Origin of the sequence: Bradyrhizobium sp. SRS-191 (assembly GCF_024586915.1) — a bacterium.
Classification (GTDB): domain Bacteria; phylum Pseudomonadota; class Alphaproteobacteria; order Rhizobiales; family Xanthobacteraceae; genus Bradyrhizobium.
Genome location: NZ_JANBVS010000007.1, coordinates 334,266 through 350,604, shown reverse-complemented (window position 1 = coordinate 350,604; position 16,339 = coordinate 334,266). Strand labels below are relative to the sequence as shown.

General features: G+C 65.9%; 17 protein-coding genes and 1 riboswitch. Of the genes, 6 read left to right on the top strand and 11 right to left on the bottom strand.

The genetic code is table 11. From position 1 onward, the window contains the following. Nucleotides 1–258: 258 nt before the first annotated feature. Nucleotides 259–915: a TIGR02594 family protein gene (locus NLR35_RS15905; protein ID WP_257167456.1), complete on the bottom strand. Its 657-nt coding sequence runs from the start codon at nucleotides 913–915 to the stop codon at nucleotides 259–261. 256 nt (nucleotides 916–1,171) lie between these two features. Between NLR35_RS15905 and NLR35_RS15900 the strand changes: the two genes are divergently transcribed. After that, nucleotides 1,172–2,035, top strand: a complete 864-nt coding sequence (locus NLR35_RS15900) for an alpha/beta fold hydrolase (protein WP_257167455.1) — start codon at nucleotides 1,172–1,174, stop codon at nucleotides 2,033–2,035. Between the two features lie 67 nt (nucleotides 2,036–2,102). Further along, entirely contained in the window at nucleotides 2,103–2,459 is a 357-nt protein-coding gene (locus tag NLR35_RS15895) for a DUF805 domain-containing protein (protein WP_257167454.1), read from the top strand. A 389-nt stretch (nucleotides 2,460–2,848) separates the two neighbouring features. Here NLR35_RS15895 and NLR35_RS15890 read toward each other — a convergent pair whose 3' ends face one another. The 5 genes from NLR35_RS15890 to NLR35_RS15870 form a co-directional block, all read right to left on the bottom strand. Next, nucleotides 2,849–3,268 (bottom strand): secondary thiamine-phosphate synthase enzyme YjbQ, encoded by a 420-nt coding sequence (locus NLR35_RS15890; protein WP_257167453.1) that lies wholly within the window; start codon nucleotides 3,266–3,268, stop codon nucleotides 2,849–2,851. Between the two features lie 64 nt (nucleotides 3,269–3,332). After that, on the bottom strand, nucleotides 3,333–4,535 hold the full coding sequence (locus NLR35_RS15885; protein ID WP_257167452.1) for an ATP-grasp domain-containing protein: 1,203 nt from the start codon (nucleotides 4,533–4,535) through the stop codon (nucleotides 3,333–3,335). A 748-nt stretch (nucleotides 4,536–5,283) separates the two neighbouring features. After that, nucleotides 5,284–5,619 (bottom strand): GIY-YIG nuclease family protein, encoded by a 336-nt coding sequence (locus NLR35_RS15880; protein ID WP_257167482.1) that lies wholly within the window; start codon nucleotides 5,617–5,619, stop codon nucleotides 5,284–5,286. A 204-nt stretch (nucleotides 5,620–5,823) separates the two neighbouring features. After that, the gene (gene metW, locus NLR35_RS15875) at nucleotides 5,824–6,486 is read right to left on the bottom strand and encodes a methionine biosynthesis protein MetW (protein WP_257167451.1); all 663 of its coding nucleotides are present in this window, start codon (nucleotides 6,484–6,486) and stop codon (nucleotides 5,824–5,826) included. A gap of 3 nt (nucleotides 6,487–6,489) precedes the next feature. Continuing rightward, nucleotides 6,490–7,725, bottom strand: a complete 1,236-nt coding sequence (locus NLR35_RS15870; RefSeq protein ID WP_374940823.1) for a homoserine O-acetyltransferase — start codon at nucleotides 7,723–7,725, stop codon at nucleotides 6,490–6,492. A gap of 82 nt (nucleotides 7,726–7,807) precedes the next feature. Then, nucleotides 7,808–7,887: riboswitch (SAM riboswitch) on the bottom strand. A gap of 210 nt (nucleotides 7,888–8,097) precedes the next feature. On the opposite strand from NLR35_RS15870, the gene NLR35_RS15865 reads away from it, so the two are divergent. Genes NLR35_RS15865 through NLR35_RS15855 form a run of 3 tightly spaced genes read left to right on the top strand, consistent with a single transcriptional unit; the run spans nucleotide 8,098 to nucleotide 10,998 of the window. Further along, nucleotides 8,098–8,931, top strand: a complete 834-nt coding sequence (locus NLR35_RS15865) for a chorismate mutase (protein ID WP_257167449.1) — start codon at nucleotides 8,098–8,100, stop codon at nucleotides 8,929–8,931. Nucleotides 8,932–8,968: 37 nt separating this feature from the next. Continuing rightward, on the top strand, nucleotides 8,969–10,066 hold the full coding sequence (hisC, locus tag NLR35_RS15860; protein ID WP_257167448.1) for a histidinol-phosphate transaminase: 1,098 nt from the start codon (nucleotides 8,969–8,971) through the stop codon (nucleotides 10,064–10,066). Further along, nucleotides 10,063–10,998, top strand: a complete 936-nt coding sequence (locus tag NLR35_RS15855) for a prephenate/arogenate dehydrogenase family protein (RefSeq protein ID WP_257167447.1) — start codon at nucleotides 10,063–10,065, stop codon at nucleotides 10,996–10,998. The genes hisC and NLR35_RS15855 overlap by 4 nt, the downstream gene beginning before the upstream one ends. Before the next feature lie 2 nt (nucleotides 10,999–11,000). Here NLR35_RS15855 and NLR35_RS15850 read toward each other — a convergent pair whose 3' ends face one another. Further along, nucleotides 11,001–12,185 (bottom strand): DUF2125 domain-containing protein, encoded by a 1,185-nt coding sequence (locus NLR35_RS15850; protein WP_257167446.1) that lies wholly within the window; start codon nucleotides 12,183–12,185, stop codon nucleotides 11,001–11,003. Between the two features lie 99 nt (nucleotides 12,186–12,284). Between NLR35_RS15850 and NLR35_RS15845 the strand changes: the two genes are divergently transcribed. Beyond that, nucleotides 12,285–12,884: a gamma-glutamylcyclotransferase gene (locus tag NLR35_RS15845; protein WP_374940822.1), complete on the top strand. Its 600-nt coding sequence runs from the start codon at nucleotides 12,285–12,287 to the stop codon at nucleotides 12,882–12,884. A gap of 6 nt (nucleotides 12,885–12,890) precedes the next feature. Here the strand turns inward: NLR35_RS15845 and NLR35_RS15840 are convergent, their stop codons facing one another. From NLR35_RS15840 to ftsE, 4 genes are all read right to left on the bottom strand, one after another. Then, nucleotides 12,891–13,658: a 1-acyl-sn-glycerol-3-phosphate acyltransferase gene (locus NLR35_RS15840; protein ID WP_257167445.1), complete on the bottom strand. Its 768-nt coding sequence runs from the start codon at nucleotides 13,656–13,658 to the stop codon at nucleotides 12,891–12,893. 12 nt (nucleotides 13,659–13,670) lie between these two features. Next, nucleotides 13,671–14,384 (bottom strand): YdcF family protein, encoded by a 714-nt coding sequence (locus NLR35_RS15835; protein WP_374940821.1) that lies wholly within the window; start codon nucleotides 14,382–14,384, stop codon nucleotides 13,671–13,673. Nucleotides 14,385–14,639: 255 nt separating this feature from the next. After that, nucleotides 14,640–15,608 carry an ABC transporter permease gene (locus NLR35_RS15830; RefSeq protein ID WP_257167444.1) on the bottom strand — a complete coding sequence of 323 codons (969 nt, stop codon included), beginning with the start codon at nucleotides 15,606–15,608 and terminating at the stop codon, nucleotides 14,640–14,642. Next, complete coding sequence (ftsE, locus tag NLR35_RS15825; RefSeq protein WP_009025800.1) at nucleotides 15,601–16,260, bottom strand: cell division ATP-binding protein FtsE; 660 nt, start codon at nucleotides 16,258–16,260, stop codon at nucleotides 15,601–15,603. The genes NLR35_RS15830 and ftsE overlap by 8 nt, the downstream gene beginning before the upstream one ends. Nucleotides 16,261–16,339: the final 79 nt, after the last annotated feature.

Genomic DNA, 16,339 nt, shown 5'->3' with positions numbered 1-16,339 from the left:
AGCGGGGAGAGGTTGCACCGGCCGCGCCGAGATGGCTCGCTTCGAAACGCGAGGAGCAAGCCACCGTCGCCGCATGATGCCGCCGCAACTCATTCTTCTCAGCCTTGAGGGCGATCCACGTTCTGATCTTGAACGACGTTTGATCCGGCTATCTTCCACGCCGACAGTGCGCCCCCTCTCCCCGTTCTTCACGGGGAGAGGGTCGGGGTGAGGGGCAGCCACGCGGGCAGTGCCCCTCATCTGCAAACGCCGACCTGATCAGTTCGGCATCACATACGCATACACGCGGCCGCGCGACACGGCGCTCTCACGCACGCGGTTGCCATTGTTGCCGGAGATGACGATCGGATTGCCCTGGGCATCGACGCCCGAGACCACACCGACGTGACCGCCGCCGCGGCGGCTCATGACGGCAATGGCGCCGACCTGCGGGCCGGAGACGCGCTGGCCGTAGCTCGCGAACGAGCGCGCCATGTCGGAGCCCGTGCCGCGATGGCCGGTGCGCTCCAGCACCATGTTCATGAAGCGCGCGCACCACAGGCTACGCCGTCCGGTCGGATTGCCGCCGCCGATGAAGCTGCGCGCCGCGGAGACGACGCTGCTGTCGCCGCCGTAGCCGCCGGACATCGCCATGCCCTCGGACGCCGTGCCCGGCATCATGAGGCTGGCCTGCGCGTCGGCGACGCCCTCGACCTGCATCCGCGCCACGCCGCGCTCCCAGCGCGACTGCCGTGCGAACGAACGACGGTGATGATGATTCCTAGCGTCGTGATGGCCGCCGTGGCTGCGGTGGGCATGATGCCCGGAGCCGTGATGCGGACGGGCCGAAGCCGGTGTTGCGGTGGCGGCAATCGCTGCCGTGCCCATGGTCAACGCAACGATGTGAAGCGACCGGCGAAGGGTAGACACAACCATACTCATTCCTTCTGTTACTTCCCCCAGTACCTTGACTTGGCACCCCCTGATCCTCAGCGCGGCCCCTCTGCAAGCCGCCAGCGGGGTCCGTAAAAAGTCGCGGTGTGACGAAACCATGACCATCGGCGGCAAAAGACCGGCGACGCGAGGGTGATTCCGAGTCTATCCTGCGGCGAAAACAAGGCTGATGAGCACGTCATTGTCGCGCCTCACGCGACAAGTCATCATCAGGCACGCGACACGGGAGGAGCTGACGATGCCCCACGCAACGGCGAAAGACGGTGTTCGCCTGTATTTCGAGGAGGTCGGCGCCGGCACGCCGCTCCTCTTCCTGCACGAGTTCGCCGCCGACCACACCAATTGGGAGCCGCAGCTGCGCTATTTCGCGCGCCGTCACCGCTGCATCGCCTACTCCGCCCGCGGCTATACGCCCTCGGACGTGCCGGCCTCGCCTGACGTCTACAGCTACGTGCATTTCTACACCGATGCGCTGGCCGTGCTCGATCACCTCGGCATCGAAGCCGCGCACTTCGTCGGCCTGTCGATGGGCTCCTACTCCTCGCTGCAGGTGGCGCTGAACGCCCCGAGCCGTATCCGCTCGATGCTGCTGGCCGGCGTCGGCTCGGGCTCCGACCTCGCGCAGCTCGAGGCCTTCCGCGCCCAGTGCCGCGCCACCGCCGAGCAGTTCGAGACGCTTGGCTCGGCCGAAACCACCAAGGTCACCCGCGAAGCGCCCGGCCGCATCCCCTTCCTGGTCAAGGACCCGCGCGGCCACGCCGACTTCTACGCCGCCCTCGCCCGCCATGACGCCAAGGGCTCGGCCAACACCATGCGCGGCTTCCAGGGCGGCAGGCCGTCGATCTACACCATGACCGACGCCATCCGCCGCGTGACGACGCCGGCACTTATAATCTGCGGCGACGAGGACGACGCCTGCATCGAACCGAGCCTGTTCCTGAAGAAGCAACTGCCGGCGTCGGGGCTGACGTTCTTCCCGAAGTCCGGTCATGTGTTGAATTTGGAGGAGCCGGCGCTATTCAACGAAGCGGTCGAGCGTTTCATCGCACTGGTCGAGGCCGGGCGGTGGGGAGCGCGGGATCCCCGGTCGATGGTGGCATAGCGACGGCGTGCTCATCGCGCATGTGCGATGACGCTGCGTTCGGCACCGTCTGGCAAGGGTCATGCGAATGCTTCGCTTCCTATTTTCCTTCCATGGACGGATCAGCCGGTCCGCTTACTGGCTCGGCCTGATCCTGCCCTTCACGTTGACGTTCCTTATGGTTGTCACTGTCGTGCCACCGCTCGCGTTCAACGAAGCCCTGCTCGTCCTCTTCCTCCTGACTCTGTGGCCGGCCCTGGCGATCGGCGCCAAGCGCTGCCACGACCGCGGTCGCTCGGGTTGGTATCAGCTGATCGGCCTGATGCCCTTGGTGGGACAGATCCTGCTGCTGATCGAACTCGGATTCCGTCGCGGGACCGATGGCCCGAACCATTTTGCCATCGCGCAGGAGATCAACCCCGGCGGGACACGAGACCCATCGTGACAATGAAGCCAGGTGTCTCTGCGCCGCCCGCAGCGTCCGCCACACTGGCGCTTGGCAAGCTGACAAAGCGCCGGACCGTCGCGTCGCTAGGGACGTGGCCACGGCGTTCGACTGCCGGGACCGGAGCTGTCATCGCCCGGCTTGACCGCGCGATCCAGGATTCCGAGCTGGCCGTGAGTCACGGAGACGCCGCTTCGTACTGGATGCCCGCCTGCGTGGGTATGAGGGCGGAGGGTGTAGCTCCGCTCTCCGTCATCGCGAGCGCAGCGAAGCGATCCAGGGCCACACGGAAAGACTACACGACCGGCCCCTGGATTGCTTCGTCGCTTGCGCTCCTCGCAATGACGGCCTCTCGATCTTCGGCCATCCGACATCGCTACGGCGTCATCCTACTCCCCGATGATCTTGATCAGCGCCCGCTTGCGCCGGCCGCCGTCGAACTCGCCGTAGAAGATCTGCTCCCACGGACCGAAGTCGAGCTTGCCGCCGGTGATCGCGACCACGACCTCGCGGCCCATGACCTGACGCTTCATGTGGGCGTCGGCATTGTCCTCGCCGGTGCGGTTGTGGCGATAGCCTGAGACCGGCTCGTGCGGCGCCAGCTTCTCCAGCCACTGCTCATAGTCATGATGCAATCCGCTCTCGTCGTCATTGATGAACACCGACGCCGTGATGTGCATGGCATTGACCAGCACCAGCCCCTCGCGCACGCCGCTCTCACGCAGCGCCGCCTCGACCTCACCAGTGATGTTGATGAAGGCGCGCCGGTTCGGGATGTCGAACCACAGCTCCTTGCGGAAGGATTTCATCGAGGCGTCTCCGACATGTCGACAGCGGTCGCTCCATTCTGCCCGAACCCGGTACGCGATGCCATCACGCGGCCGTGGCAAGGATCTGTGCCCACGCCTCCGGTGTGACCGCGTAGGGACCGACGGCGCCTGCGTGGAAACTCCTCCAGAGCGACGGGCGGACCAGCGAGGCCCCCAGCGCGGCAAGGACCGGGATCACCGCCAGCGGATCGCCCGCAACCGGCGTCAGCTCTTCCGTCGACCCCGCATAATCGCCACGGGCGAAGGTCGCAGCGACGGCTTCGCGCAGCACCGCTCGTCGCGATCCGCTGTGCTGGGCGGCGCCGAGGATCGCAAGCAGCGTCTGGCGCGTGCGCACGCCGGCCACGCCTGCCGGCTGTTCGGGAGCCTGCGCGCCGGCGGCCGCATCGAGCATCGCACCGACGAGATCGACGCCCGCGGCCAACGCGTTTGCCGGTTCCACCAGCCGCGGATTGACGTCGATGATGACAGGCCCGCCGTCTCCGATGATCACGTCCATCGAGAGGCCGCCGTGCCAATCGAGCGCGCCGACCAGTCGGGCCAGCATCTCCGCCAGCGTCGGCAGCACGATGCTTTCCTTCAGCGAGGCGCCGCCGCCGACGCCCTCGCGCAGGCGCACACAGGCGTGATGCGCGATCAGCCGGCCACGGTCGGCGACCGCCTGCACCATCGCAAGCGGACCGGCCACCTGAGCCTGCGCGATCAGCTCCGATCGGCCGACGCCGAGCTCCTCCGCCGCCGCTTCGAGCTCGTCGGTGCTCCGCGCCCGCCTGACACCCGAACTTGCCGTGCTCACGGGATGCTTGAGGAAGACCGGAAATGCGGTGATGCCACGCAGATCCTCGGCACGCGAAATCAAAGTCGTGGGCGGCTGCGGAACGCCGGCGGCTTCGAGCGTCCGAAAGGCAGAAATCTTGTCCTGCACCCGCACGAGACTTTTGAACGGCGGCACGATGGTCGCGACGCGAAGCTGCGGCAGCCGTGCCGAGAGCACCGTCACCTGCTCCTGGGTCGGGAACAACAGATCGACCTTGCGCTCGGCTGCAATGCGCTCGGCCGTTGCGAGCCATTCGAAAGGCCCGCGCCCGAACCGTGGTACCGCGTAGACGGCTTGTACGTGGCGCGTGAAGCGCGACAGGCAGATGCGTGTCGAGGAGAGGATTTCAACCTCATGACCGAGCGCACCGAGCCGCCCGGCCACTTGGCGGGAGGTCAGGCCTGATCCTTCGGACAACAGGATACGCATCTCACCAGCCCTCACGGACGCCGTGTGCGCGACATCATAAACAGATCGACGGTTGAGAGCTTGAGGCGGGTCAACGACGCGGCAACGTCAGTCGTCCATGCAAATCACTCTGCACGACGGGCAGTTTGCGCATGACCTTCATGCGTAAACTGCCCGTCGTGTTAGTTTGCCGCACGCTGCACACTTGCACCGTCGGGCAAATCAGGCGCAACTTTCCGCCCGTCCCGCCTCGCAGCACGAGGGGCGTATCGCGGTCGTCACGAACGCTGAGGTGGGATGCGGTGGGCGTGTCGGGTTGCGCGTGAGTTCGCTCGCGCGGACGAACAATTCCGGCACGCACGGTCAAGTCGCGCGGTCCTGATACCCCGAAGCTGGTATCACGCTTGCGAGGACGCTGAACGCGTCGCGCAGGCAACGGTGGCCAAAAAGCCCGGCGCACCGGGGAGAACGCGAAGCAGCCGTACAGCCATCGCGCAGGGAAGGCCGGGTGTTCCGGCTCGTACCTGTGGTACCTGCCGCCTGCATTTTTTCCGCAGGCGGGCCATGGGTGCGGCCAGCATCCGGCCTTCCCTGCGCCTCTGCGTTTTCGAGGGGCTATGATCGATGCGGAGCCCGGGCGCGAATGTGCCGCGGGGACGACGTCCCACGTCTCAGGCTAACGCTCTTTGAAATAGTGAAAACCGCCAACTCCAAGCTCGTCATGGCCGGGCTTGTCCCGGCCATCCACGTCACTCGGCATACGCGATCTCTACATTGCGATCGTGTCGTAGAGATCGTCCCAGTCGGGATTGCTTGCAACGATCAGCCCGACCTTCCACGCGCGGGACCAATGCTTGATGTTGTGCTCGCGCTGGATGGCGCTTTGGATGTCGCCGAAGACCTCGAAGTAGACCAGCCGCTTCAAGCCATATCGCTTGGTGAAGCCGTCGACCACACCACATCGATGCTGATAGACGCGTTGCACGAGGTTGTTAGTCACGCCGACATACAGCGTGCCATTGGGACGATTGCTCATGAAATACACGTAGCCACCCGCCATGGCGCCATATTGCAAGACGTGGATGGCCGGGACAAGCCCGACCATGACGACCGAAAGGACCATCAACCATCACTCGCCCTACGACCGATGCGCATTGTGTTACTCGTCATGCCCGGGCTTGTCCCGGGCATCCACGTGGCTCTCAGGATGCCGAACGACGTGGATGGCCGGGACAGGCCCGGCCATGACGGTGAAGAGAGCGAGAGTCCAACGTCGGCAGCGGCCCGGGGCTGCAGTGGTCCTCTACCCCTACCGCCGCTCACCCCGACTCAGCAGGAACACGCCCTGCTCGCCGAACATGTTCCAGAACCACCAGGGCATCGCGACGCGCAAGGGACGGCCGTCGCTGTCGAGCGCCACCGCGCGTTCCATCTTCACGCCGATCTCGTCGCAGAGCTGCACGAAGTCCTTGATGGTGCAGAAATGGATGTTCGGCGTGTCGTACCAAGTGAAGGGCAGGTTGTCGGTGCGCGGCATGTGGCCGCCGACGAGCAGCTGCAGGCGCAGCCGCCAGAAGCCGAAATTCGGGAAGGTGACGATGGCGCGGCGGCCGATGCGCAGGAGATTTTCCAGCACGTCCTTGGGCCGGCGCGTCGCCTGCAGCGTCTGCGACAGGATCACGTAGTCGAAGGCATCGTCGGGATAGTCGACGAGATCGGTGTCGGCATCGCCCTGCACCACGGCGAGACCCTTGGCGACGCAATGGTTGACGCCCTCGCGCGACAGCTCGATGCCGCGGCCGTCGATGCCGCGACTCTCCAGCAATTGCAGCAGGTCGCCGTCGCCGCACCCGATGTCGAGCACCTTGGAGCCGCGATCGACCATGCCCGCGATCAGCAGATGATCCGGCCGATAGGCCAGCACCTCGCCGCCGGACAAGCCGTTCAGCGGCAGCACCCCTTGCAGGCTCATGGCTCAGACTCCCGTCACAGTCTTGAGGCCGCGCGCCTTGCCCGCGGAATCGAGGAAGGCGCTGGCGATCTCGAAGAACTCGGGCACGTCGAGCAGGAATGCGTCGTGCCCCCGGTCGGTCTCGATCTCCGCGAACGACACCCGCGCGCTGGAGGCGTTGAGCGCATGCACCAGCGCCCGCGATTCCGAGGTCGGGAACAGCCAGTCGCTGGTGAACGACACCACGCAGAACCGGGTCTGGATGCCGCGGAACGCCGCCGCCAGCACGCCGTCATGGTCGCCGGCGATGTCGAAGTAATCCATCGCGCGCGTCAGATAGAGATAGGAGTTGGCGTCGAAGCGCTCGACGAAGGACGAGCCCTGGTAGCGCAGATAGCTCTCGACCTGGAAATCGGCGTCGAACGAGAAGGTCGGCAGCTCGCGGTCCTGCATGCGACGGCCGAACTTGCGATGCAGCGCGGCGTCCGACAGATAGGTGATGTGCGCGGCCATCCGCGCCACGGCGAGGCCGCGATGCGGATGCGTGCCCTTGTCGGCATAGCAGCCGTGATCCCATTCGGGATCGGCCATCACGGCCTGGCGGCCGAGTTCGTGGAAGGCGATGTTCTGCGCCGAATGCCGCGTCGCGCAGGCGATCGCGAGATTGGCGAAGACGCGCTGCGGATAGGCCACCGTCCATTGCAGCGCCTGCATGCCGCCCATCGAGCCGCCGACGACGGCGAACAGCGTATCGATGCCGAGATGATCGATCAGCATCGCCTGCGCGCGCACCATGTCGGGGATGGTGATGATCGGAAAATCGAGGCCCCAGACCTTGCCGGTCGCGGGGTTCAGCGAGGCCGGACCGGTCGAGCCCATGCAGCCGCCGATCACGTTCGAGCAGATGATGAAATAGCGCGCGGGATCGAGCGGCCGTCCGGGACCGACCAGCGTCTCCCACCAGCCGGGCTTGCCGGTCACCGGATGTCGGTTGGCGACGTGCTGGTCGCCGGTCAGGGCGTGGCAGATCAGCACGGCGTTGGACTTGTCGGCGTTGAGCTCGCCATAAGTCTGGTAGGCGATCTGGAACGGCGCGAGATCGACGCCGCAATCGAGCTTGAGCGGCTTGTCGGCGCCGAACTGCGCGACCAGCGAGCTCGGATGATCGACCTCGTGCGAATGCTCCTCGGAACGTTCCTGGGGCGCAACCGTGCGCAGCACGGATGTGGATTTCGGCGTCAGGCCTGTCATGTCTCTCACCCCGACCTCCCGGCCAGGGCTCCCGAACCACGTGACATATCAGGCCATGAAAAACCCGGCCTGAACTGGGGTTCGGCCGGGATCGATAACGTCCCCGGCCTGTTTAGCGAGTTTTTTAACGTGGCTGCAAGCCGGCCGGCTCAAATGACCACGGAACGGGCAGAAACTAGTCCCGCGGGCGCTCCCCGTCAAGGCAAGCTGGGGTTGACCGCCGACCGGGCGCTCCAAGGGTCCAATCCAGGCTGCATTCCAGCCAAGCCTAGGCAGCACAAGGTAAACTTGCTGTTGCGCAGGCTCCCGGCATCGGAGAGAACGACAGCCGTTCCAGTCGGCCGCGCGTCAAGACGTGGCCCGCGCAGAGTGACCACGCCCATGTCGAACCCGCCCCCTGCCCCGCCCTCCCTGGCCGATCTGCGCAAGGAGATCGACGCGATCGACGAGCAGGTGCATCAGCTGCTGATGAACAGGGCCGACATCATCGACCGGCTGATCAAGGTCAAGAAGACCCAGGAGGTCGGTTCGGCGTTCCGCCCGGCGCGTGAGGCCGACATGATGCGCCGCCTGGTGCAGCGACATCGCGGCATCCTGCCGCTCGACACCGTCGAGGGCATCTGGCGGGTGATCGTCTCGACCTTCACTTATGTGCAGGCGCCATTCTCGGTGCACGCCGACGTGTCGGTCGGCGAGTCCGCGATGCGCGATTCCGCAAGGTTCCACTTCGGATTCCTAGTGCCCTACGTCGCCCATTTCAGCGCCCAGGCCGCGGTCGAAGCGGTGGCGCGCTCGAAGGGCGATCTGGCGCTGGTGTCGACGACCTCGGGCCATACGCCATGGTGGATCACGCTGGAGCCTGTGGGCGCGCCGAAGATCATCGCGCGCATGCCCTTCATCGAGCGCGCCGACCATCCGGCCGCGCTGCCGGTGTTCGCGGTGTCGCGTGTTGCCGACGACGCGCTGGTGCTGGAGGTCGAGACCTGGAGCGTCCGTGTCTCCGGATGGAATGCCCAGGTGTCGCGCGCGCTGTCCCCCCTCGCCGACGTCGTCGCGGTGCCGGATACCGCCTTCGACAGCGCCGCCCTGCTGGTCTCGATCGAGGCGCCGTCGGACCTCGACAAGATCAAGGCGGCCCTGATCGCGGCGGGCGCCTCGGTGCGCTCCGCGGCCCTCGTCGGCGGCCATGCCAAACGCTATACGGTTCCCAACTGAGACGCCGCGCGCCAGTGACGATTTTCCGGAGTTGACGATGAACCGCCCCGTGCCGAACCCCGGCATATCAGACATCGCGCCCTACACGCCCGGCAAGAGCCCGAAGCCGGAGCCGGGCCGCAAGGTGTTCAAGCTCTCGGCCAACGAGACCCCGTTCGGCCCGTCGCCGAAGGCGATCGACGCCTTCAAGAGCGCGGCTGATCATCTCGAGGATTATCCGGAAGGCACCTCGCGGGTGCTGCGCGAGGCGATCGGCCGCACCTACGGCCTCGATCCCGACCGCATCGTCTGCGGAGCCGGCTCCGATGAGATCCTCAATCTGCTGGCGCACACGTTTCTGCGCGAGGGCGATGAGGCCATTTCGACCGCGCATGGCTTTCTCGTCTATCCGATCGCCACCATGGCATGCGGCGCCAAGAACGTCGTCGCCGCCGAGACCGAGTACCGCACTGACGTCGATGCGATCCTGGCCGCGGTGACGCCGCGGACGAAGCTGGTCTGGCTCGCCAACCCGAACAATCCGACCGGCACCTACATCCCGTTCGACGAGGTCAAACGGCTGCGAGCCGGCCTGCCCTCCCACGTCGTGCTGGTGCTCGATGCCGCCTATGCCGACTACGTCTCGCGGAACGACTATCAGTTCGGGATCGAGCTGGTCGCGACCACCGAGAACACCGTGGTCACGCACACCTTCTCCAAGATCCACGGCCTTGCCGCACTCCGCGTCGGCTGGATGTTCGGCCCGGCGCACATCGTCGATGCGATCAACCGCATCCGCGGACCTTTCAACGTCTCTTCGCCCGCGATGCTTGCGGCGGTGGCGGCGATCGAGGACACCGCGCATCAGCAGATGTCGAAGACGCACACGGAAACGTGGCGCAACTGGCTGACCGAGGAGATCGGCAAGCTCGGACTGAAGGTGACGCCCAGCGTGACCAACTTCCTGCTGATCCACTTCCCGACCGAGAAGGGCAGGACGGCGATCGAAGCCGACGAATTCCTGACGCGACGCGGCCTCGTGCTGCGTGCGGTCGCCAACTACAAGCTGCCGCATGCGCTGCGCATGACCATCGGCACCGAAGAGGCCAACCGTCTGGTGGTCGAGGCTTTGAGCGAATTCATGAGGCCGAAGTGAGCGTCGCAGGAAGATTCGAACGCATCGCGCTGATCGGCTTCGGCCTGATCGGCGGCTCGATTGCACGCGCGGCGCGGCAGCAGGGCGTGGCCGGCGAGATCGTCACCACGGCACGTTCCGAGAAGACGCGCGCCCGCGTCGCGGAGCTCGGCATTGTCGACCATGTTGTCGCGAGCAATGCGGACGCGGTCAAGGATGCCGATCTCGTCATCCTCTGCATTCCCGTCGGCGCCTGCGGTCCTGTCGCAGCCGAGATCGCGCCGCATCTCAAGCCCGGCGCCGTCGTTTCCGACGTCGGCTCGGTGAAGGGCGCGATCGTCCGCGACATGGCTCCGCACCTCCCGGCCAATGTCCACTTCGTCCCGGCGCACCCGGTGGCCGGTACCGAGAATTCAGGTCCCGATTCCGGCTTCGCCGAGCTCTTCATAAACCGCTGGTGCATCCTGACGCCGCCCGACGGCGTCGATGCCGGCGCGATCGATCATCTCCGTGCGTTCTGGGCGGCGCTCGGCGCCAAGGTCGAGATCATGACGCCGGATCATCACGACCGCGTGCTCGCGATCACCAGCCATCTGCCGCATCTGATCGCCTACACCATCGTCGGCACCGCCGACGAGCTGGCGCAGGTGACGGAATCCGAGGTCATCAAGTTCTCCGCCGGCGGTTTCCGCGATTTCACCCGCATTGCGGCGTCCGATCCGACGATGTGGCGCGACATCTTCCTGAGCAACAAGGATGCCGTGCTCGACATGCTCGGCACCTTCACCGAGGATTTGTCGAAACTGACACGCGCGATCCGGCGCGGCGACGGTGATGCGCTGTTCGATCACTTCACCCGCACCCGTGCGATCCGCCGCGGCATCGTCGACATCGGCCAGGATTCGGCGGCACCGGATTTTGGCCGGCCGCTGCCGCAGCTCAAGAAGCCCTGAGCTCAGAACAGCGGAGGAACGCGGGCAACCTTGAACGGACCGAGCACCACGGCGCCATCCGAGAAGCGCAAGGGAAAGGTCCGCGCCTTGCGTCCCTCGAGCGTTGTTTCCTTGCCGAGCGCATTGATGCCGAAAGCCACGCCGACATTGGCGTTCTGCTTCACGACCTTGCCGAGGCCGGGAATGGCGCGGTCGAGCGCACCGAGCAGATTGTTGACGTCCTGCGATTTCACCCCCGGCGCCACGCGATCGAGCGTCCCCTGCGGCACGCCGTTCTCCAGCATCTTGTCCAGGCCGAGTGCCGGAATGACCTTTTCGATGCCGGCCACCGTCATCTGCACCTCGCCATCGATGTTACCATTGGCGGTCAAGGTGAGCGTGCCCGCAGCGATGGCGAGCAGTTCGCCCTGTTGGATGCGCGCCTGGACGATCTCGACATGACCGCCCGCCGCCTGGATCTCACGAAACCGCTCCGGCCAAGGCTTGGGGCGGAAATCCTTGAGCCCCGTGACGCGGCCCTGAATGTCGGCATTGAACGGCTCAGCAAGCAGCGGATGAGCGCCCTGGATGCTGCCGTTCGCAATCTGCAGCGCCGTCTCCAGCACGGGTTGATCGGGCGGCGTGCCCTCGGCGAGACGGCCATGCAATTCGGCGTGATCGGCGCGCGCGGCCGGCACGGCAGCGTTGCCCTCGATGCGATCGATGGTCGGCTGTTCGAACACGAGATCGGCGCGCTGCGGCGGACCCGGCAGACCACGCACGCTGGCCTGCCCGACGCTCCAGTTCGCATTGAACGAGGCCGGACCGCGTCCGTCGGCAATAACAGCCGGTCCCCTGAACTCCGCGATGATCCGCTTCGGATCCCAGACCTGTGCGACGACCAGGATCTCGTCGAGCTTGGCGTTCATCAACGGCGTGCCCGCAGCCTGCGAGAACAGCGCGACGGTCGGATCCGAACAGCGCACCTCGAGGCGGAACGGGAAGCCGGAGACCGAGCGCTTGGCGCAGTCAAAGACGCGGCCGGCCTTGGCCTCACGGGCGCGCCAGGCATCGGCCTGGACATCGACCTGCGAAGCAGCGAAGAACCAGAAGGCGCTCCACGCGACGGCGGCGATCAGGAGCAGGATTGGGGCAAGGAAGAGCCCCCAGAGCGGGCGCCTGCGGCGCGCTTGCGGCAAACGAGACATGCAGGACACCCTTTGGGCAGCAATTTTGGCGATTCCACGATCACGGATTGTGTACATAAATTAACAATTCGCGAGCACCACACTTAGGCGTCCGCTGTCATGTCCGCAATGACTCTCTCCCCGCGCGATCTTCCCCATGGCGACCTCTGGGTGTTCGGCTATGGCTCCTTGATGTGGCGCCCGGGCTTCGACTCCATCGAGCAGGTGCCGGCCCGGCTGATCGGCGAGCATCGCGCACTGTGCGTCTATTCTTTCGTCCATCGCGGCACGCCGGAGAAGCCGGGTCTCGTGCTCGGCCTCGATCGCGGCGGCGCGTGTCGCGGCATTGCATTTCGCGTCGCAGCCGACAAGCGCGACGAAACCATTGCGTATCTGCGTGCCCGCGAGCAGGTGACCTCGGTGTATCGCGAGGTGACGCGCTCGGTGTGGCTGGAGAACGACACGCGCGAACGGGTGAGCGCGCTGGTCTACGTGGTCGACCGCGGCCATGTGCAATATGCCGGACGGCTGTCGCCGCAGGAGCAGTTGCGCCATGTCCGGCAAGGTCACGGCCAGTCAGGCGCCAATCGCGACTACGTGATCTCGACCGTGAAGGCGATCGAGGCGCAGGGTTTCCGCGACACGCAGCTGCATCGACTGGCGACGATGCTGCACGACGACGGCCACGCACGGGATCCGGCACCAGGCGATGCGCCATAGCGCGCATCAAGCCTTCACCTCGACCGGCACGCGGCCGAACAACTGCGCCTGCTCGGCCTGACCGGCGGTGACAAGACGGGCGGTCGCGTCTTCGATCATGGTCTGCAGCCGGGTCATGAACTCGTCGCGCGGCAGGCCCGGCGGCAGCGGATCAAGAAACTCCACCACCAGCGTGCCCGGATAGCGCAGGAAAGTCCGGCGTGGCCAGAACAGACCCGAATTGAGCGCCACCGGCAGGCAAGGCACACCGCAGTCGACGTAAATCAGGCTGACGCCGCCCTTGTAGTCCGGCGGCGCGCCCGCAGGGCGCCGCGTGCCCTCGGGAAAGATCACGAACTGGCGGCCGTGCTTCACCTCTTCGGCCGCGCGCCGCATCACCTGCTTCAACGCACGAGCGCCGGAGCTGCGGTCGATCGCGACCATGTTGGCCTTGATCAGATATTGCCCGAACAGGGGAATGCGCAGCAGCTCGCGCTTGAGCACGAAGAACGGCGCATCGAAGAAGTGCAGCAGGGAGATCGTCTCCCACATCGACTGATGCTTGGCGGCGACGATCAGCGGCCCCTTCGGGATCTTCTCGACGCCGCGATATTCGACGCGGATGTTGCAGATGACGCGCATCAGGAAAATGTTGCTCTGCGCCCACCAGTTCGCCACCCGCAGCAGCGCTCCGCGCGGCATGGCCAGGGTCGGCAACGCGACCAGCAGCCAGAACACGAAGTTCGGGTAGAACAGGATGTTGAACACAAGCGAACGCAGGAAGATCAGAACCATCAGGAACCCAGTTCAATTGGCCAGAGCCGTCGCCGGGCGGCGCGAGATCGCACCTGTCGGCGGCTCGCTCTCGGGCACCAGATCGATGCCGAGATCGGCCAGCCGCAGCCGCGCCTCGGCAGCAACGTATTTGGCATATTCGGACAACAGCAGCCGCAACGTCGGCGCGCTGGTCCACCACGGCTCGTCGCGCCACTTCTCGCCGACGACCGCGTAGGGAATGAGGTCCATGCTCGGCATCGCGTGCGACAGCTCCACGATGGCGCGGGGCATGTGATAGTTCGACGTCACCACAATCAGCGACTTGAAGCCGCGCTCCGCCGCCCAGCGCCGCGCCTGGGCCGCGTTGCTGCGGGTGTTGATCGCGGAATAATCCAGGTCGACGCAGCAATTGATGAACGAGCGCGCCTCGGGCAACGAGCGGGTGATGTCGCTGGCCTCGTTGGTGGGGTGGACACCGGAGATCAACAGCCGCCGGCCATAGCCGCCTGCCAGCAGTTCCACGGCATCCGACACCCGCGACGAGCCACCGGTCAGAACCACGATGCCGTCCGCCTTGCGCTCGGGCTTGATCTCGGCGCCGCGCAATTGCGACAGAAAGCCGACGAAGCCGACCGCGGCGACGAAGAAGCCGAGGCCGAGCATGCCAACCACGCCCGCAAGCGTGCGGCCCGCCACCACGGTGAGCGGCACCCTGCGCTGGCTATCGTCGGTCTTCGGCCCCATGCAACGCTTTGTGTATCCCTGCCTGCCTGCGCGCGGCGCCATGCCGTCGCGCATTCCCGTCGTTCAAGTCCGGGAACGCCGACAGGTTTCGCCGGCGTCCCGATCACGTTCGCTCGCGGCCTACTCTGGCGCGCGGTCGCCCCCGTGTTCGTGACCCAGCTCACCCCGTCCTGCCTCAACCCGGCGCGGACGATTTTAGGCGGTTTTCAGGCCAAGTGAAATCCGCAACGCGACGGCTGGGGACAGAAGCCGCCATCAATCGATGCTCGCCAGGGTCGCGAACAGGGTACGGCGGGCGGCCCAGCCGGTCACCGCGGCGATCACGATGGCCTGCAGCGCGATCGCGATGTAACCGAGCGGGCGCAGCGAGAAGGTGCCGAGCAACGCCGCGAACTGATCTCCCACCGGCGTGCCTGAGAACCAATTGGCAATCGACTCCGAGAACCCGAAGCCGAGCATCGCCAGGCCGCCGCCGATCACACCGCCCTCGAGACCGAGCTGCAGAAAGTGGCGCAGGAAATGATTGGCAATGTAGCGGTCGCCGGCGCCGACGAAATGCAGCACCTCGACGATCGGCCGGTTCGCGGCCATCGCGCCGCGGGTCGCGAACGACACCGAGATGATGGTTGCCGCGATCACCAGCAAGAGAATGCCGAAACCCGCAAACAGCGTCGCCCCGGTCATAGACCGCATGCGCTCGATCCAGGCGCGGTGGTCGTCGACGCTGGCGGTCGGCGCGACCTGGGTCACCCGGTTGCGCAGCGCGTTGAGATCGAAGCTGGTGCCGGGCTGCACGCGGGCGATGATGACGCGCGGCACCGGAAGCTCGTCGAATGACAGGCCGCTGCCGAGCCACGGCTCCAGCAGCTTGCTCGATTCGTCCTTGGTGAAGGGGCGGACCTCGACGATGCCGGACTGCGCCCGCATTGCTTCCGTCACCAATGCGATGTCGCGCTCAAGGTCGCGTCCGGTCTTGGGGCGCACCTGAACGGTGATTTCGCTGGACACCTCGGACTGCCACTCGGCCGCGGATTCGCTGACCAGCAGCACGCCGCCCGTGGTGATGGAGGCCAGGAAGGTCATGATCGCCACCACGGCGACCAGCGCGCGGCCGGCGATCGAGGCGCGCGGCACGATCGGCGACACGATGCGCGCCTGCGCCGGAAGTTGCGGGCGGTCCTCGCCCAGATCGACCAGAAGGCCGCGATCGTCGACGCTACTCATAGATGTGCAATCGTCCCTGGTGCAGCACCAGCCGTCGGGCCTCGTACTGGTCCATCAGCGTGATGTCGTGGGTTGCGATGATCACCGCCGTCCCCGAGCGGTTCAGTTCGATGAACAGCCGCAACAGGCGGCGCCCCAAGGTCGGATCGACGTTGCCGGTCGGCTCGTCCGCGAGCAGCAGTTGCGGCCGCGAGATCACGGCGCGCGCAATCGCCGCACGCTGCTTCTCACCGCCCGACAGGATCGGCGGCAGCGCATCCATGCGCTCGCCGAGACCGACCCATTTCAGGAGATCGATCACCTCCTTGCGATAGCTCGACTCGTCGCGCCCCATGACCCGAAACGGCAGCGCGACATTCTCATAGGTGGTCATGTGGTCGAGCAGACGGAAGTCCTGCAGCACGATGCCGATGCGCTTGCGCAGATCGGCGATCTCCTCCTTGCTGAGCAGCGAGATGTCATAGCCGAACAGATTGACCAGCCCGCGGGTCGGCCGCAGCGACAGGAACAGCAGCTTGAGCAGCGAGGTCTTGCCGGCGCCCGACGGACCGGTCAGAAACTGGAAGGAATGGGCTGGAATCGCGAATGTGAGGTCGCGGAGGATCTCCGGCCCCAGTCCATAGCGCAGCCCAACATTTTCGAACCGAACCAAAGCATCAGCTCCGTTCGACGGCGCGCAGGGTCGATCCGCACGCGACAAGCCCGGGTGTACGATCGCCCGATTGAGCGCC

Coding starts and splice junctions, on each gene's coding strand:
- NLR35_RS15905 (WP_257167456.1), bottom strand. CDS start 915: ATGGTTGTGTCTACCCTTCGCCGGTCGCTTCACATCGTTGCGTTGACC.
- NLR35_RS15900 (WP_257167455.1), top strand. CDS start 1,172: ATGCCCCACGCAACGGCGAAAGACGGTGTTCGCCTGTATTTCGAGGAG.
- NLR35_RS15895 (WP_257167454.1), top strand. CDS start 2,103: ATGCTTCGCTTCCTATTTTCCTTCCATGGACGGATCAGCCGGTCCGCT.
- NLR35_RS15890 (WP_257167453.1), bottom strand. CDS start 3,268: ATGAAATCCTTCCGCAAGGAGCTGTGGTTCGACATCCCGAACCGGCGC.
- NLR35_RS15885 (WP_257167452.1), bottom strand. CDS start 4,535: ATGCGTATCCTGTTGTCCGAAGGATCAGGCCTGACCTCCCGCCAAGTG.
- NLR35_RS15880 (WP_257167482.1), bottom strand. CDS start 5,619: ATGGTCGGGCTTGTCCCGGCCATCCACGTCTTGCAATATGGCGCCATG.
- metW (WP_257167451.1), bottom strand. CDS start 6,486: ATGAGCCTGCAAGGGGTGCTGCCGCTGAACGGCTTGTCCGGCGGCGAG.
- NLR35_RS15865 (WP_257167449.1), top strand. CDS start 8,098: ATGTCGAACCCGCCCCCTGCCCCGCCCTCCCTGGCCGATCTGCGCAAG.
- hisC (WP_257167448.1), top strand. CDS start 8,969: ATGAACCGCCCCGTGCCGAACCCCGGCATATCAGACATCGCGCCCTAC.
- NLR35_RS15850 (WP_257167446.1), bottom strand. CDS start 12,185: ATGTCTCGTTTGCCGCAAGCGCGCCGCAGGCGCCCGCTCTGGGGGCTC.
- NLR35_RS15845 (WP_374940822.1), top strand. CDS start 12,285: ATGTCCGCAATGACTCTCTCCCCGCGCGATCTTCCCCATGGCGACCTC.
- NLR35_RS15840 (WP_257167445.1), bottom strand. CDS start 13,658: ATGGTTCTGATCTTCCTGCGTTCGCTTGTGTTCAACATCCTGTTCTAC.
- NLR35_RS15835 (WP_374940821.1), bottom strand. CDS start 14,384: ATGGGGCCGAAGACCGACGATAGCCAGCGCAGGGTGCCGCTCACCGTG.
- NLR35_RS15830 (WP_257167444.1), bottom strand. CDS start 15,608: ATGAGTAGCGTCGACGATCGCGGCCTTCTGGTCGATCTGGGCGAGGAC.